This is a genomic window from Rhizobium sp. ZPR4, assembly GCF_040215725.1.
In the GTDB taxonomy this organism is placed as follows: Bacteria; Pseudomonadota; Alphaproteobacteria; order Rhizobiales; family Rhizobiaceae; genus Rhizobium; species Rhizobium rhizogenes_D.
The window spans coordinates 824,086-840,686 of record NZ_CP157967.1; the positions used below are offsets into that span (position 1 = coordinate 824,086).

Sequence of the window (16,601 nt, forward strand, 5' to 3'; positions counted from 1 at the left end):
ATTGGCCCATAATCCGAAGATTTTCGATGGATTGGGGATAGGAACTATCGGAGGCTTGCATGGCATTGCAGTCCATGACCGGCTTTGCCCGGCGTGAGGGAACGAGTGGTCGTGGCCGCTGGGCATGGGAACTGCGTTCGGTAAACGGCAAGGGGTTGGATATCCGCTTGCGCTTGCCGCCGGGCATGGAACGCCTCGAAGCTGATGTCCGCAAGTCGATTGCGGATCGGCTCTCACGCGGTAATCTACAGGTCAGCCTGTCACTGTCAGTCGAAGAGAGCCGTGTCGAGGTGGTCGTGAACCAGGATGCGCTGGCGGCGGTCCTGGCGCTGCGAGATCAGCTTGCTGGTATCGTCGATCCCGCTCCGCTGCGGCTGGAAAGCCTGATGGCCGTACGCGGCCTGGTGGAATTCAAGGAAGCCGAAGAGGATGAGGATGCCGTCGCCGCGCGCGATGCCGATATCATGGTCGGTCTTGAGGCGGCACTCGGCGATCTCCGCGATATGCGCCGGCAGGAAGGCGATGCACTCTGCAAGGTTCTGCTCGGTCATGTCGCAACGATCGAGGCGCTGACTTCGACGGTCGAGCGCGACCCCTCCCGTTCGCCGCAGGAAATCGCCGCAAGGCTGGCGACGCAGGTTTCGATGCTTCTGGACGGCACGTCCGGCCTCGATCGGGACCGGCTGCATGCGGAGGCTGCTCTGCTTGCCACCAAGGCCGATCTGCGCGAAGAGATCGATCGCCTGAAGGCGCATGTGGCGGCTGCGCGCGATCTGATGTCCAAGGGCGGGCCTGTCGGCCGCAAGCTCGATTTTCTTGCACAGGAATTTAACCGGGAATCGAATACTATCTGTTCGAAATCGAATGCCGCTGCCGTTACTACTGCCGGCATCGAACTGAAGGTAGTCATCGACCAGTTCCGCGAACAGGTCCAGAATTTGGAGTAGGCCATGAAGCCGGCGACATCCACATCCATCCCGATCGCCCGCCGGGGCTTGATGCTGGCCATCTCTTCGCCATCGGGCGCTGGCAAGTCGACGATCGCGCGCACCCTGCTCGACAAGGACAAGCAGGTGAGCCTATCGGTCAGCGTCACGACGCGGCAGCGGCGCCCGAGCGAGATCGAAGGCGTGCACTATCATTTCGTCTCGCAGCGTGAATTCGAGCGCCTTCGCGATTCCGACTCGCTGTTGGAATGGGCTGAAGTCCACGGCAATTTCTACGGCACGCCGCGCGAACCGGTTGAAACCGCCATGGCTGACGGTCGCGACATGCTCTTCGACATCGACTGGCAGGGTGCCCAGCAGCTTCAGGAAAAGATGCCGGCCGATGTGGTCTCGATCTTCGTGCTGCCGCCGACGATGACCGAGCTGCAATCGCGTCTGCATCGCCGCGCTGAGGATTCCGAAGAGGTGATCGCCATGCGTCTCGCCAATTCGCGGGCCGAGATCGGCCATTGGCGGGAGTATGACTATGTCATTGTCAATGACGACCTGAATGTCGCCTTCGACGCCGTCCAGTCGATCGTCAAGGCTGAGCGTCTTCGCCGCGACCGGCGGCATGGCATGTTCGATTTCGTTCGGGACCTGCTGGAAGAGACACCTAAGCTTTAATATCGGCCGGGTGCTCCGGTTCCGATCAGAGGCAATTCGCCAACCGGCAGAATTCTTCCACCGAAAGAGTTTCGGCGCGGCGCTGCGGATCGATGTCGGCCTTCAGCAGCAGCGCTTCGCCGCCAATCGGCTTCAAACTCTGTCGCAGCATTTTCCGACGCTGGCCGAACGCGGCCTGCGTCACCTTCTCCAGCTTGTCGATGGAGCAAGGAATGGGGTTTTCCTTCGGTGTGAGATGCACGACCGTCGACGTCACCTTCGGCGGCGGCGTGAAGGCCTGCGGAGATATGTCGAAGGCCATGTTGGCTTCGGTCCGCCAGCCGCAGAGCACACCAAGCCGGCCATAATGATCGTCATCTTCCTGTGCGACGATCCGCTGGCCGACTTCCTTCTGGAACATCAGGGTCAGTGATTGCCAGAAGGGTGGCCATTTCGCCGGCAGCAGCCAGTTGACCAGCAGCTGCGTCCCGACATTGTAGGGGAGGTTGGCAATGATTTTGACCGGTCCATCGGGTGCAAGTGCCGCGAAGTCCGTCTTCAGCGCATCGCCTTCGATCACCTCAAGCCGGCCGGGATAATGATCCGAGATTTCCGCCAGCGCCGGCAGGCAGCGCGCATCGCGTTCCACGGCAACGACCTTCTTCGCGCCGAGCGCCAGGATCGCGCGCGTCAGGCCGCCCGGTCCGGGACCGACTTCGAAGACCGTTACGCCTTCAAGCGATCCGGCGGTCCTTGCAACCTTCTGCGTGAGATTGAGGTCGAGAAGAAAATTCTGGCCAAGTGCCTTGCGTGCGTCGAGGCCATGACGCTGGATCACATCGCGAAGAGGTGGCAAACCATCCAGCGCAGCCATCAGCGATCGCTTCCGGTCTTGCTGCTGATCTCATGCGCGAGTTTGAGGGCGGCGACAAGGCTGTCTTCCTTGGCGATGCCCTTGCCGGCAATGCCGAATGCCGTGCCGTGATCCGGCGAGGTGCGTACAAAAGGTAAGCCGAGCGTGACATTGACGGAATCGTCGAAGCCGAGCGCCTTGGCGGGGATCAAAGCCTGATCGTGATACATGCAGATGGCCACATCGTAACGTCGGCGGGCTGCGTCATGGAACATGGTGTCGGCGGGCAGGGGGCCGAATGCATCGATGCCCTCGGAGCGGAGCCTATTAATCGCAGGCCGGACGATTTCGTCGTCTTCCTTGCCGAGTGCGCCATTCTCTCCGGCGTGTGGATTGAGGCCGGCAACGGCAAGGCGGGGCTTGGAAATGCCGAAGCGGCTGCGCAGATCGTGATCTGTGATCCGGCACGTCTCGACGATCAGATCGGAGGTTAGCGCTTCAGGCACATCTTTCAGCGGAATATGGATGGTGACTGGGATCGCACGAAGCTTCGGACCGGCAAGCAGCATGACCGGCATGATCGGCTTTCCAGTGGCGCGGGTTGCAAGATCCGCCAGGAATTCCGTATGGCCGGGAAAGCCGAAGCCGGCGTCATAGAGCACCGATTTGGCGATCGGGTTGGTGACGACTGCGGATGTCCGGCCATTCATGCTAAGGGAAACGGCCGTTTCGATGGCGGAAATTGTGCCCTTGGCGGTCGCCACATGCGGCTCGCCGGCGATCACATCCATGCCAGCTTCGATCGGCAGGATCGGCAGCGCGTCGGGAAAGATATTGCATGCATTCGCCGGATCGGCGGTCGCAAGCGGTACGGTCAGGCCGAGCTGAGAAGCCCGTGCCGCAAGCACGGTGGCATCACCAAGAAACAGGAAGGGCGGTAAATTCAGCTCGCCGCGGCGGAGCCAGGCGGCGAGCGTGATATCAGGGCCAATGCCGGCCGGATCCCCCTGCGTGAGCGCGAGAGGGAGGGAAGAGCGCGGTGGCATCGTCAATCAGCGATAGACGATCTGCGCCTTGGAGCGCAATTCGTCCATGTACTTCTTGTCGTTGGCGCTCACACCCTCAGCCTTGTCCTTGCCGAGATCCTCGGCACGGAACACGGCGGCCGCGGCGACGTCGTCGTTCACCTGGCGCTGTGAGCAAATGGCAACGTATTCGATGCCACGATCGGTCACGATCGGAGTGGTCGTGTTGCCGGAAGCCTTTTCCAGCAGCGGCTTCCACATTTCCGGAACCTCCGGTGCAAGCACACGGCCGAGGTCCTGCACGGAGACGTCATGCATGGTTGCAGCAAAGACCTTCGCCTGGTCGCAGCCAGGGAATTTGGAGCGCGATGCTTCGGCCTCGGCCTTGCGTTTGTTCAGAATGGCGTTTCGCTTAGCGGTCGGGACGACGAAGATGATCTGCTTCAGGAAATACTCCGTCGTGACCGGCTTCGTCTTGTTTTCCGTCATGCGCGTCACGAGATCGTCGTTCGACATGCGGCTTTTTGCGCCGAAGCGCGCATTGACAACCCGCGGCCAGCTCATGGAAACGGCGATATAGGACTTGAAGTGATCGACGCCGACGCCGGCCTTTTCGAGAATCTGGCTAAGCTGCGCCGGAGTCATCTTGTTGCTGGAGGCGAAACGGCCGAACGCGGCATCGACGTCTGTCGTCGAAACGGACATGCGCAAGCGAGAGATCTCGGCACGCTTCAGCGTTTCGTCGACAAGCTGATCCTTGGCGAGCTTGTTCAGATCGCCTTTCTGGCGCTGCAATTTGAGGAAGGCGACGCGCTTGGCAATATCACCGGATGTAATCACCTGGCTATTGACGAGGACCTTCACTTCGCTTGCTGCGAAAGCAACATTGCTGCTCGGTACGGCGAAGCTCGCCATAACCAAGGCCGCGGCTCCGAACAGCAGAGCGCGCATCGGTGTCTTTCCAGAAAACATCAACTACCCCTTCCCAAAGGTATTTCCTGCCAGCATTGCGCCGTTTTGGCACGCCTATCGCGCAATACGGCAACTTTGCGCCACATGTCTACATCAAGCGCGATGAATTGCAAAATCCTTGCGGCGAAACAATGACGCCGGCAGCAGCAAGCTGCATCAACGCAAAAGAGCCGGCGATGAAGCCGGCTCCGTGCAGTTTCAAACCCTATCAGAACGTTGCGTCCTGAACGCTGCCGAGGTTGACATCGCCAAGCGTACGGAAGGTCAGGCGAGCGCCGATCGTCCAGTCGCTTGCCGAGCTGGCGGTCGTATCCTTCTTGTCGAGGAATGACACGGTGAAGATCGTGCATTCGTCCTCGTAGGAGAGACCGACACCCTGGCGGGTGATATCATTGCTGTTGAGGTCGTAGCTGACCGTGCCGAAGACCGACCAGTATTCCTTGAACTTGATCTGCGCACGCGTCTGGATTTCGTCCTGGTTGCTGGTGAAGCCATACTGTGGCTGGGCAGCAATATGCGTGTAGATCAAGGATGTCTGGAACACATCGTTCGAGAAGCCGACTGCCGTATCGCCGCGACGGAAGGCGAAATCCTTCTCATCGAAGCGGTAGGATTGCGACAGCGAAATGCCCTGCGGCGTCGTCAAGCCGAACATGGTGACATAGTCGGAACGGGTGGTTTCAAGTCCCGAATCCGAACCTACGCCAGCCAGATCAGTCGATGCGAACGAGTTTCGTCCGGCTAGCTGATAGGATTGGCCGAAAATGTGCTGCAACTTGTAGCCATTGTCGAAGCTACCCGTGTAGCGCCACCCGACATTGGCACGCGTGCCGCCTTCGACGCGGTCGAAGCCCGAGAACTTGTCACGATCAAACAGGTTGGTCGCATCGAAGACAAAGCTCTGCGCATCTTCGTTCGGCAGCCGCCCGGCAAGCTGCTCGTCCGGGCGCACATAGATCTGCGCGATCGGCTCGAACACGTGCGTGCTGTTGCTTGTCGTGATGAGGAACGGATACTTGGCCTCGAGACCCAGGGTCGCCATGCCACGCGCGGCATAGTCGCTCGAGTCGTAATTGCCCGAGTAGGTGCCGGCCGCAGGCCCGTTCATGTCCAGGCCATAGACGTCGCCGCGAAGTGCTGCCAGCGGCGTCAACACCAGGCCCTGATCCGTGGTGAAGGTACGCTGCCACTGCACCTCGGTGCTCAGACGCGTATAATCTCCGGAAAGACCGAGGTAGCGGTCATTCAGCTGAGGATCAAGCGGATTATCCCCAAGGCTTGCTACATTGTCGAGCACGGATGTCTTGTCACGCGACAAGTGCGTGAAATTCATCGTTGCCGACAGCTCGCCTCCGTAGACCGACTTCGGGTCGACGTAGTGATAGTCGACGCTCGGATAGACGTACGCCTGCTGCTTCTGCGCCGTGGCGTTATTGTCTGTATCCTGCACGTTATAGTAGAAGGCGCGCATATCGAAGAAATTGCGCTTTCCGATACCTGTCAAATAGGCTTGGTTCGTATGGGTGCTCTGGTTGAGACCATCCAGGCCATAGGTGCGCGAGAAGTTATTATCGCTCTGCGCCATGACATCCCAGCCGAAAGTCCAGCGAGGATTGATCCTGAAATCCGCCTTGGAACTGATCATGCCGCGAGTTTTGTGCTCGGCATCGGTCGTACCGGCGGTGAAGGCACTCGGATCCATCTGGCTGATGCCGGCAACACGCAGGGTGTGGGTACCGTTCTCGAAGCGCTGGCGGAATTCACCCTGGAGCAACAGGCCCTGATTCGTGTAGCCCGTTGCGGTGACCGTCGCATCCATGCTCGGCGAGATGACGTAATAATAAGGAACCGTTACACCGACGCCGAGACGCTGAGAAACGCTCGCTGATGGGAACAGGAAGCCCGACTTGCGCTTGACCGTATTGTCGGGAACTTCGATCCACGGAACATAGGCGATTGGCTGTCCGAACAACTCGAAGCGAGCATGCTCGAGACGAATGGTATGGGTCACACCATTCTGAACGACACGCTGGGCCTTGACCTGCCACAGTGGCGCACGGCCCTGCTCGGAACAGGCCATGCAGGCGGTATAGACACCTTTTGTGAGGATCAGCTGATTGCCGCCGACCCGTTCGCCCTTTTCGGCGACCATACGGGTATTGTCAGGCATCTCGATGCGCAGGGCATTGACGAAGCCGTCGGAGAAGCTGTCGGTGACGTCCATTTTGTCACCGTACATGCGATTGCCATCCGGGGTGATCAGCTCGACATTGCCGAGAGCCGTCATCCGCCCAGACTTCTGATTATATTCGACCTTCTGGGCGACCATCCTGTAGCCGCCATAGTTGATCTGGACCGCACCGCTCGCGGTGACGATCTGCGTATCCTTGTTGTAGACCAGTTCGTTGGACGAAAGGACTAGCTTTGCGCCTTCCGGCACCTTCACCTTGATAGGAGAAGTTGCAGTGCCGGCGCCGCCGTTGTTGGTGTTGGCATTATTATTGTTGGCCTGGGCGTAAGCGACGACCGGACTCAAAATATATGCACACGCGGCCGTGCCCGTAACGAGGGCAGCCACATACTTTCTGATACTCTTGCGGTTGCCTGCCGCCACTTAGCCGTCCTCCTGATGAAGCAGGATCGTTGCCCCGAATGCCAATGCGACGATCACGGGTATCCATGTCGCCACATAGGGAGGAACCACTCCGCTGCTCCCGAATGCCTTTACAAGCACGGTGACAACATAAAGCACGAAGCCGGAGAGGATTCCACCCAGAATCACAGAGCGCGATTGATTGAATCTACTGAATTTTAGGGACACAGTTGCCGCAATCAGCGTCATTGCCACCAGAAGGAATGGCTGTGACAGAAGCGAATGAAACTGTGTCTCAAGTGCGTTGGTCGATATGCCGAAGGAGCGTGCGGCCTTTATTCGATTAGAAAGATCATAAAAAGCAATGGTTTCCGGTTGAGCCAAACGTTGCGAGACGAAATCCTGTTTCAGATTCGTACGGACTTGTATCGAACTCTTATGGTCCGGAATTTCTCCCGGTCGCCGTTCGACGACATTGTTAAGAAGCCAGTAACCATCTTCCAATTTTGCCGAGTCCGCGTCCTGTCGCAGGACGATATTTCCCTGTGAATCGAAGTGGATAAACACGACGCCTGTCAGTGTTGTTCCGTTGTTCAGAATGGCCTTGGCACCGATGATCGTGTCGTCTTTTCCGTTGGACTGGCGCAGCCACGGAATCGAAAGTGTATTGCGGTAGGACGGGTCGCCGCGCAAATCAGCTTCGATCGCTTCTGCATGTCGCTGGCCCCAAGCCGCTACCGGATTGAGGGCGAGCATGGTCAGAAGCCCGACGCAGAAAGCACCCATCATGAAGGGCATCATGAACTGCCAGACGGAGATGCCGGCCGCGCGCGCGATAACCAGCTCGCGGCGGCGGTTGAGCGCGATCAGTACCGTCATGCCCACGAAGAGCGCGATGAACGGGACTGTCTGCTGCAGGATGAACGGCAGTCTGACCGCCGTCATCAGCAGGCCGATGGAGACGGTATATCCGGGCAAGCCGGCAAGCCGTCCAGCGGTCTCGCTGAAATCGACGAGATAAACGATCGAGATGACGCCGAGGAAGAACCAGAACGTCGTCACGATGTAACGCGTGAAGAAGTAGCGCCCGAGCGTACCGAAAATCATGCACCGCCCCCGTTCGAGCTGCCTGGTGCGGTCGGCATGCGGTCCTGAACTCTTTGTCGCCAGTTGCTGAGGCGGTTGCGGATCGAGACGGGCATCGTCATCTTCCGATTCCGCAGCAAGAGGATGATCGCGATAAGCGTCGCGATGATATTGATCGCGTAGAGAACGCCGATGAATTTGGCCGAATTGTCGATCTGGTTGGCAGCGTAGAAATCTGCCCAGCGAAGAGCAAAGGACAAGGTTAGCGCCGATACCATTGGATGCAGCCGCGCCTCGCGATGCGACCGCGCATCGCCGGCGATGACAAGCGATATCAGCGCAAAGATTGCCGGCAGCGCCCAGTCGTTGAGGCGGCGATGCAATTCGGCGCGGTAGTCGCCAGGTCTTTGCTTGTAGTCCGGATCGTTCGTGTCCGGATTGAACAGGAAGCCAAGGCTGCGGTCGCTGGCTCGCGCATTTGCCTGACCACGGCTTTGCGTCATATCCGACAGGTCGAAGGAATAGGAATCGAACTTGATGACCGAGACGCTGCCATCGGGCGTCTTGCGGTGAACCTCGCCATCCTTCATCAGCAGCGACGTGCCGCTCGGATCGACTGCGCCTTCCTTTGCATAATAAATGAGGTCAAAGGCCGGGTCGCGGGAATCGACCACGAACAGCCCCTTGAGAATGCGCCCCGACAGGCGCTGGGAAATCTGGACGTAGAGACCGTCTTCGATGCGCCGGAAATTCTTCTCTTCGATCACCGTGGACAGAAGGTCGGCATAGGCTTCGGCAACCATCTGACGGGCGGCGACACGGGCCCTGGGCTCTACCACGTTATCGACGAAGAACGAAAATACGCTGATCGCGATGGCGAGAATCATGATCGGGCGGATGATGATGCTGCGCTTCGCGCCGGCGGCCTCCATGACGGTCAGCTCGGAATCGCTGTTCATCGCGGTCAACGTCTGCGTGATGCCGATGACGAGTGCGAAGGGCAGAACGATCGGAATGATCGTCGGCAGGATGAGCGTCGCGAGCTTTGCGAACGAACCCATCGACTGGCCGCTATCCGTCACGAGATTGATGCGTTGCAGGACCTGCGTGGTCCAGATAATGGCGAGCACCGGCAGCAGCGCTACCAGGAACATCATACCGACACGCCGTACGATATATGTCTCGAATAACTTCATGCCGGCCCTTAAACGCAACAGCTGCCGAGCAAGCCGACAGAGATTCACCCTCCTCTACGCTGTTTACGTTTTTTTGGCGACAACCAACTCGAAAAAAAATCGTTAATTTTCCGAGATTCTTCTGTCGTGTGTCGTTTGAGATAAAGCCAGCAGGGCGGCGAAGATCACAAGCGAGGAGAGCCAGCCGAGGACGGCGTCGGAGAGATAGTGTCCGCCAAAGGCGACTCTAAGTGCTGGAATCAGCAGCGAAACTGCTGCGGTCGGCAGGGCGGCCGCCGATCGGAACGGCTGCGGAATGATGAGGATCAGACAAAATAGCCAGCCCGCCGCTGCCGCTTCGCCGGAGATGAACGAGCAATTGCTGACACATTTGCCGGCGAAAGACCCTGCATGCACGAAATCGAACGCTCCGCCGAAGAGATCGGTCTGTCGCGGGCGTGGCCGCCCGGAGAAGGCTTTCAGCCACAGATTGACGATCAACACCGGTCCTAGGAGTAACGAGCCAAGCGCGACCTTGAGATTGCGGGCTCTGAGCGCATTGAAGGTTGCGCCGTGATCCTGCCAGCATCTGAGAAGCATCCAGAGCAGCAGGAAGGCGACGATGTAGGGGAGCTGAAAGAATATTTCCCTCAGCAGGCGCATGTGCTGATCGCCGCTATAAGGGAAAATGCCACAGATCTGATCGGGCTTGGTGCTTCCGAGGCATTGCTGCGGTTGGAAGAACATATTGGCGACGCCGAGATCGATCTGTGGAAAAAGTGAAAACAGACCCAGTAGAGCCCACCAGAGACAGAAGAGGGCGATGAAGGCATCACCTGCCGTACGTGGCCGCAAAATCTCCGGAAAACGATCTTCGCGATTGAGGCTGTTGAAATCTATGATCAAGGCGGCTTTCCGACAAGAATTGTGCCTATGGCGGCTAAAGCACCATCCCGTGCAGTCTAGCCACGCTAAATGACAGGGATTTGAAGCCGCCGGCCGGCTTATAGAGGGAATGCCGCGCCAAAAGCTTGTATTCCGTAGCGAGACCTTGAATGATGGTTGTGTAAAATTCTCTCACTACGACGCATATTTATCGGAGCAGAAATGTCTGTGAAATTCGAGATTTCCTTCGCCAAGTCGGTTCGTCTCAGCGGCGGTCTGGCCATTCTCCTGAAAGGTACGGACAGTGAGCTGCCGGCTGGTGCCGAGAGCGCCGATCCGGCGAATGTTTTCGCCAAGGCGGCACCCGTATCCGGCTTCAAGAGCAAAGTGCTGAGCAGTCTGGATATCATCGCGCCCGAAGCGTCGCCCGTCGACCGGATCATCGTTATCGGTGCTGGCAAGGCCAAGGGTCTGACCGCGCACGACTGGCTGAAGCTTGGCGGCAGCGCAGCTGCAAAAATCCGCAACACGGAGAAGGTTGCGATCTTCCTTGATGCGCCCAACGTCGAAGTCGGGCCTAAGGAAGCGGCCGATTTTGCCTTGGGCATGCTTCTGCGCGCCTACAGCTTCGATACCTATAAGACGAAGAAGGGCGATGAGGACGAGAAGGGTGCCTCTCGCAAGGCGGTGAAGGTGACGATCGTTACCCAGGAAGCGGTAGCCGCCAAGAAGCTTTATGCGACTTCCGAAGCCGTGGCCGGCGGCGTGATTCTCGCGCGCGATCTCGTCAACGAGCCGCCGAACGTTCTTGGCCCCGTGGAATTTGCAGCTAAAGCCAAGGAATTGGAAAAGCTCGGCGTTGAGATCGAGATTCTGACGGAGCGCGAGATGCGCCGGCTAGGCATGGCTGCCCTGCTCGGCGTCGCGCAAGGTTCGGCCCGGCCGCCGCGGCTTGTGGTCATGCAATGGAAGGGCGGCAAGGCGAAGGACAAGCCGGTCGCCTTCATCGGCAAGGGTGTCGTCTTCGACACCGGCGGCATTTCCATCAAGCCGGCTGCCGGCATGGAGGAGATGAAGGGTGACATGGGCGGCGCGGCAGCCGTCACCGGCCTCATGCATACACTTGCCGCGCGTGAAGCGAAGGTCAACGCCATCGGCGTTATCGGTCTTGTGGAAAACATGCCCGACGGCAACGCGCAGCGTCCGGGCGATATCGTCACCTCCATGTCCGGCCAGACGATCGAGATCATCAACACCGATGCCGAGGGCCGGCTCGTCCTCTGCGATGCGCTCTGGTATACGAACGACCGCTTCAAGCCGCAGTTCATGATCAATCTGGCGACACTGACCGGCGCGATCCTCGTGGCGCTCGGCAATCTGCAGGCCGGTCTCTTCTGCAACGACGACAAGCTGGCGGGCGAGCTGACGGTGGCAGGTCTTACGACCGACGAGCGCCTGTGGCGCATGCCGCTCGGCAAGGACTACGACAAGATGATCGACAGCAAGTTCGCGGATATGAAAAATACCGGCGGACGCCATGCCGGCTCGATCACCGCTGCCCAGTTCCTCAAGCGCTTCGTCAGCGACACGCCCTGGGCGCATCTCGATATCGCCGGTACGGCGATGGGCTCGATTCAGGACGAGATCAACCAGTCCTGGGGTTCCGGTTTCGGCGTGCGCTTGCTCGATGAGCTGGTCCGCGCCAATTACGAATCGTGACCAGCCTTGCTTTGTGAGATAGAAGGAGCGCCATGACAGATGTTCTCTTCTATCACCTGACGGAATCGAAGCTCGAAGACGCCCTGCCGCCGCTGATCGACAAGAGTGTTGAGCGCGGCTGGCAGGTCGCCGTGCAGATGCGTGAGCCTGCACGGCGCGATCTCCTCGATGGTCATCTCTGGACCTATCGCGAGGATAGCTTTCTGCCGCATGGTACCGATGAAGACGAGATGGCAAGTCGCCAACCCGTGCTGCTGACGATTTCGCCTGACAATATGAATAATGCCACCGTGCGTTTCTTCATCGACGGCGCCGAAGCGACGGATGTCGAAGCCTATCAGCGCGTCGTGCTGATGTTCGACGGCTACGATCAGGAGCAGCTGGAAAGAGCGCGCACTCAATGGAAGCGCCTGAAAGGCGAGGGGCATAACCTCACCTATTGGCAGCAGACGCAGGATGGCCGCTGGGAGAAGAAGGCCTGACCTTTCCCCGCTTCGCGAGGAGTGGCTTTATGCGCCTTCCGCCAGGATCTTCTGGATGAATTCCTTCTTCGCCGCCGTATAGGACGCGCGATCATTGGCATATTTCGCCGCGAGTTCGATCTTCAGCGCTTCGTAGGCGTGTGCGAGATCCGGCTCCCTGCGCAATCGGTCGCGAAAGATGAGGAAGTTGCGCCAGGTCGGGCCACCATATTCGACCACATGCACGAGGTGCGTGCGGGTATCGCCTTGGATATCGCGGCCGAAAATATGGTCGTCCGGAACGATATTGCTGCCGGCATAGACATAGCCGATAGAGGCCATCGGCTCGACGCAGGCAAGACCGTCCTCGAAGTGCCGCACGCCGACGGCGATATCGATGATCGGCTTGGCCTTGATCTCCGGAATGGAGGTGCTGCCGAAATGCTGGACGTCCACGGCAAGGTCGCCGAGAGCCTTGCGAATGGCGGATTCTTCCAGCAGGTAGGCCTCGTGCCAGCTCTGGTTCGGGTCGGCGAGCTTGACGGACTTGTTGCCGACGCCGAGCCCGAAAGATTGTTCATGCTCCGATGCCATAGGCATCTCTCCAGTGAAGACGATGCGCTACGCTAGCACGTCGCGGGCGGCATTGTCTTCACCGGGAAAGACCTATCAATCGTAAAATGCTTCGACGAATTTGCGCTTGCCGAGCATGAAGGCGTCGGCGACGTGGCGCAGTGGCGAAACGTCGACATCGGACGTGCCAGCTTTGACGATCTCGGCAAAACGGCGATAGAGCGAGGGATATTCGGCCTCAGGTGCCGAGAATTTCAGCTCTCCATTGACGGAAAGCTTGGAGCCGCCTTCGATGAGAACCATCTGGCCGGCATCCGTCTCGGCGACGATGTCCCAGCTCTGCTTGCCGGTCTGGCGCCAGTCGAATTCGGCATGGACGGGAAGCCCGGTTCCGCTCTTGAAGTGGAGATCGGCGGCGATCGGGGAATCGCGGTTTTCCGGGAATTCCAGCGTCGCGCCGGTCAGGAAGAGCGGCGGCAGGATGTGGGTGACGATCGATAGCGCATTGATGCCGGGATCGAAGACGCCGAGGCCGCCGGCCTGCCAGATCCATTCCTGGTTCGGATGCCAGTGGCGGACATCTTCCTTCCAGATGACGTGGGCGCTGCGGATATTGGTGCTGGCGAGGAAAGCTTTTGCAGCCTCCACCGCCGGCGCATAGCGCGAATGCCAGCTTGCAAAAAGCGAAACGCCCTTGGCTTTTGCCAGGTTTTCGAGGTCGACGATTTCGCTCAGCGTCGCGCCCGGCGGCTTTTCCAGGAAAACATGCTTGCCGGCCGACAGAGCCTTGTAGGCCGCTTCGTAGCGATATTGCGGCGGCATGCAGAGAGAAACGGCGTCGATCTCCGGCACGGCATCGAGCATGGCTTCGATGGTCGTGAAGGCGGGGATGCCTTCGACAGTACCATGGCGGCTTGCCGTTGCGATCAGTTTGAAATCCGGATTGTTCGCGATGGATGGAAGGTGCTGATCGCGGACGATCTTGCCGACGCCGACGATGGCGAGGTTGATGGGGGACATGGGTGTCTCTCGATTAGTATGATTATTGATGCGATCTTTAACAGAATGCCACATTCGGGCAAGGGGCGGCAAATCGCAAAGGTAGGTGCTGGGTCCAATGTTGGACCATTATGCCCAAGCGTCATCATGCTTGGAAAACGAGTGCCGGCTCTTGATTCACAGCCTGAAATCGGCACTCTTCCTCTGCGCAGGCAAAAGATCCGGGAAGAATCGCTGCGGGGGGAAATCATGAAAGCATTGCTCGGCTTCAGCCGAATCGTTGACTATGTGGCTGAGATCATTGGAAAATCAGTCTCATGGCTCATTCTGGTCGCTGTCTTGGTCAGCGCCGGAAACGCCATCGTCCGTAAGGTCTTCAACACTTCGTCCAATGCGTGGCTGGAAGCGCAATGGTATCTGTTCGGCGCAGCCTTCATGCTCGCCGCCGCTTATACCCTCCGGCAGAACGAGCATATCCGCATCGATATCATTTATGGCTCGCTGCCGCGCCGGGTGCAGCACTGGATCGATCTGCTCGGCCACTGCCTGTTCCTGATGCCCTTCGTGCTCCTGATGGTCTATGACCTCGTGCCCTATGTCCGCACCTCCTTCCTGTCAGGAGAGGTGTCTTCCAGCGCCGGCGGCCTGATCATCTGGCCAGGCAAGGCGTTGCTGCTGGCGGGCTTCTTCCTGCTGGCACTGCAGGGGATCTCGGAGATTATCAAGAAGATCGCCGTCATGCGCGGCGATATGGACGATCCGACCCCCTATATGCCGACTCATGCGCCCCTCGATGTCGAAACACCGGCAGGGGAGGCACACTGATGCTCGAATTCATCGCCGTGAACATGGCGCCGATCATGTTCGCCTCGCTGATCATTTTCCTGCTCATAGGCTATCCCGTCGCCTTCGCGCTTGCGGCGAACGGGCTGCTGTTCTTCTGGATCGGCGTCGAGCTCGCGCCCTATTCGGGCGGTACCATCAACCTCTCCTGGCCGCTTCTCAACGCGCTGCCGGATCGGTTCTGGGGCGTGATGTCGAACGATACGCTGCTGGCGATCCCGTTCTTCACCTTCATGGGTATCGTGCTGGAGCGATCCGGCATGGCCGAAGATCTGCTCGACACGATCGGCCAGCTGTTCGGGCCGATCCGCGGCGGTCTCGCCTATGCGGTGATTTTCGTCGGGGCGCTGCTGGCCGCCACCACCGGCGTCGTCGCGGCCTCGGTCATTGCTATGGGGCTGATCTCGCTGCCGATCATGCTGCGTTATGGCTATGACCGGCGCGTTGCCTCCGGTGTCATCGCCGCTTCCGGCACGCTGGCGCAGATCATTCCGCCGTCGCTGGTCCTGATCGTGCTGGCCGACCAGCTCGGCCGTTCGGTCGGCGATATGTATGCCGGCGCGCTCATTCCCGGCCTCGTGCTGACGGGTCTCTACATGCTCTATGTATTGATCATGTCGATCGTGAAGCCGAACTCCATGCCGGCATTGCCGAAGGAGGCCCGCTCGCTCGGCTCCGGCGTTACCTCTTTGCTCGTCGCCCTGCTGATCTGCGCTGGCGTGGCCTATGCCGCACACGTCTATCTGACGCCTGCCTACGGCGAAAATGCCGACATTCTCGGCGCAACCGTCGGCGTCGCCTTCATCTACGCGATTGCCGTGCTCGACAAGGGGATGAAGCTCAACGTCATGTCCCGGCTGGCGCAGCAGGTCATCATCGTCCTCATTCCGCCGCTGGCACTGATCTTCCTCGTGCTCGGCACGATCTTCCTCGGCATTGCAACGCCGACCGAGGGCGGCGCGATGGGCGCGGTGGGCGCGCTCATAATGGCGGCCGCCAAAGGCAGGCTGAACATGGAGGTCATCCGCTCGGCATTGACGTCCACTACGCGGCTTTCGGCCTTCGTGCTGTTCATCCTTATCGGCTCGCGCGTCTTTTCGCTGACCTTCTATGGCGTCAACGGCCATGTCTGGGTCGAGCATCTGCTGGTGTCGCTGCCCGGAGGCGAAGTCGGCTTCCTGATCGCCGTCAACGCGCTCGTCTTCTTCCTGGCCTTCTTCCTCGATTTCTTCGAGCTTGCCTTCATCATCGTGCCGTTGCTTGCACCTGCGGCCGACAAGCTCGGCATCGACCTCATCTGGTTCGGCGTGCTGCTCGGCGTCAACATGCAGACGAGCTTCATGCACCCGCCTTTCGGTTTCGCGCTGTTCTATCTCCGCTCGGTGGCGGCACGCGTGCCCTATCTCGACAAGGTGACAGGCAAGCAGATCGCGCCTGTCACAACCGGGCAGATCTATTGGGGCTCGGTGCCTTTTGTCGGCATTCAGGTCCTGATGGTGGCGCTGACGATCATGTTCCCGCAGATGGTCATGCACTACAAGGGAGAGGGTGCGGGCGTCGATCCCAACACGATCAAGATCGAGGTTCCCGGTTTCGGCGCGCCCGGTCAGGACAATGGCGGCGGCCTCGGCCTGCCGGGCCTGCAGCTTCCCGGGGGAAGCCCGCTGGACGACAAGCCGGCCGGACAGGGCGGCAGCGATCAGCCGAAACCACCGGCCAACGATCTCAGCCAGCCTCCGTCGTTCAATTGATACGCGTGGTCTGCATCGGCCAGCTTTTCGATCGGACACAACGAAAAACCCCGGAGCACCGCTCCGGGGTTTTC

Annotated in this window: 16 protein-coding genes; 7 read left to right on the forward strand and 9 right to left on the reverse strand. The window is 59.2% G+C overall.

The features are described from left to right. Positions 1–59 precede the first annotated feature (59 nt). Together ABOK31_RS04050 and gmk are read left to right on the forward strand one after the other, a co-directional pair. Entirely contained in the window at positions 60–947 is an 888-nt protein-coding gene (locus ABOK31_RS04050) for a YicC/YloC family endoribonuclease (protein WP_349957844.1), read from the forward strand. A gap of 3 nt (positions 948–950) precedes the next feature. Then, positions 951–1,613, forward strand: coding sequence for a guanylate kinase (gmk, locus tag ABOK31_RS04055; protein WP_349957845.1), 663 nt, complete (start codon positions 951–953; stop codon positions 1,611–1,613). Between the two features lie 25 nt (positions 1,614–1,638). Here gmk and rsmA read toward each other — a convergent pair whose 3' ends face one another. From rsmA to ABOK31_RS04070, 3 genes are read right to left on the reverse strand one after another with little or no spacing between them, the layout of a single operon-like run. After that, on the reverse strand, positions 1,639–2,466 hold the full coding sequence (gene rsmA / locus ABOK31_RS04060; RefSeq protein WP_349957846.1) for a 16S rRNA (adenine(1518)-N(6)/adenine(1519)-N(6))-dimethyltransferase RsmA: 828 nt from the start codon (positions 2,464–2,466) through the stop codon (positions 1,639–1,641). Then, on the reverse strand, positions 2,466–3,491 hold the full coding sequence (gene pdxA / locus ABOK31_RS04065) for a 4-hydroxythreonine-4-phosphate dehydrogenase PdxA (RefSeq protein ID WP_349957847.1): 1,026 nt from the start codon (positions 3,489–3,491) through the stop codon (positions 2,466–2,468). The genes rsmA and pdxA overlap by 1 nt, the downstream gene beginning before the upstream one ends. Positions 3,492–3,497: 6 nt before the next feature. Beyond that, the gene (locus ABOK31_RS04070; protein ID WP_349958851.1) at positions 3,498–4,385 is read right to left on the reverse strand and encodes a peptidylprolyl isomerase; all 888 of its coding nucleotides are present in this window, start codon (positions 4,383–4,385) and stop codon (positions 3,498–3,500) included. Between the two features lie 38 nt (positions 4,386–4,423). Between ABOK31_RS04070 and ABOK31_RS04075 the strand changes: the two genes are divergently transcribed. After that, entirely contained in the window at positions 4,424–4,669 is a 246-nt protein-coding gene (locus tag ABOK31_RS04075) for a hypothetical protein (RefSeq protein WP_349957848.1), read from the forward strand. On the opposite strand, the gene ABOK31_RS04080 is transcribed toward ABOK31_RS04075, so the two are convergent. The 4 genes from ABOK31_RS04080 to ABOK31_RS04095 form a co-directional block, all read right to left on the reverse strand. Beyond that, a complete protein-coding gene (locus ABOK31_RS04080) occupies positions 4,651–7,056 on the reverse strand; it encodes an LPS-assembly protein LptD (RefSeq protein WP_349957849.1) in 2,406 nt (801 codons plus the stop codon). The two genes, ABOK31_RS04075 and ABOK31_RS04080, sit on opposite strands and share 19 nt — an antisense overlap. Further along, positions 7,057–8,142: an LPS export ABC transporter permease LptG gene (gene lptG / locus ABOK31_RS04085; RefSeq protein WP_174174190.1), complete on the reverse strand. Its 1,086-nt coding sequence runs from the start codon at positions 8,140–8,142 to the stop codon at positions 7,057–7,059. Next, a complete protein-coding gene (lptF, locus tag ABOK31_RS04090) occupies positions 8,139–9,317 on the reverse strand; it encodes an LPS export ABC transporter permease LptF (RefSeq protein WP_349957850.1) in 1,179 nt (392 codons plus the stop codon). Before lptF ends, lptG begins: the two co-directional genes overlap by 4 nt. A 102-nt stretch (positions 9,318–9,419) precedes the next feature. Then, the gene (locus tag ABOK31_RS04095; RefSeq protein WP_349957851.1) at positions 9,420–10,202 is read right to left on the reverse strand and encodes a phosphatase PAP2 family protein; all 783 of its coding nucleotides are present in this window, start codon (positions 10,200–10,202) and stop codon (positions 9,420–9,422) included. 201 nt (positions 10,203–10,403) lie between these two features. Here ABOK31_RS04095 and ABOK31_RS04100 point away from each other — a divergent pair, with 201 nt between their 5' ends. Next, a complete protein-coding gene (locus tag ABOK31_RS04100; RefSeq protein WP_349957852.1) occupies positions 10,404–11,900 on the forward strand; it encodes a leucyl aminopeptidase in 1,497 nt (498 codons plus the stop codon). A 32-nt stretch (positions 11,901–11,932) separates the two neighbouring features. Then, a complete protein-coding gene (locus ABOK31_RS04105; RefSeq protein WP_349957853.1) occupies positions 11,933–12,382 on the forward strand; it encodes a DNA polymerase III subunit chi in 450 nt (149 codons plus the stop codon). 27 nt (positions 12,383–12,409) lie between these two features. On the opposite strand, the gene ABOK31_RS04110 is transcribed toward ABOK31_RS04105, so the two are convergent. Both ABOK31_RS04110 and ABOK31_RS04115 read right to left on the reverse strand, forming a co-directional pair. Next, positions 12,410–12,955: a GrpB family protein gene (locus tag ABOK31_RS04110; protein ID WP_174174195.1), complete on the reverse strand. Its 546-nt coding sequence runs from the start codon at positions 12,953–12,955 to the stop codon at positions 12,410–12,412. Positions 12,956–13,030: 75 nt separating this feature from the next. Then, on the reverse strand, positions 13,031–13,954 hold the full coding sequence (locus ABOK31_RS04115; RefSeq protein ID WP_349957854.1) for a Gfo/Idh/MocA family oxidoreductase: 924 nt from the start codon (positions 13,952–13,954) through the stop codon (positions 13,031–13,033). Positions 13,955–14,182: 228 nt separating this feature from the next. Between ABOK31_RS04115 and ABOK31_RS04120 the strand changes: the two genes are divergently transcribed. Then, positions 14,183–14,758: a TRAP transporter small permease subunit gene (locus ABOK31_RS04120; protein WP_349958853.1), complete on the forward strand. Its 576-nt coding sequence runs from the start codon at positions 14,183–14,185 to the stop codon at positions 14,756–14,758. Then, positions 14,758–16,527: a TRAP transporter large permease subunit gene (locus ABOK31_RS04125; RefSeq protein WP_349957855.1), complete on the forward strand. Its 1,770-nt coding sequence runs from the start codon at positions 14,758–14,760 to the stop codon at positions 16,525–16,527. Before ABOK31_RS04120 ends, ABOK31_RS04125 begins: the two co-directional genes overlap by 1 nt. The last annotated feature ends 74 nt before the right edge of the window (positions 16,528–16,601 follow it).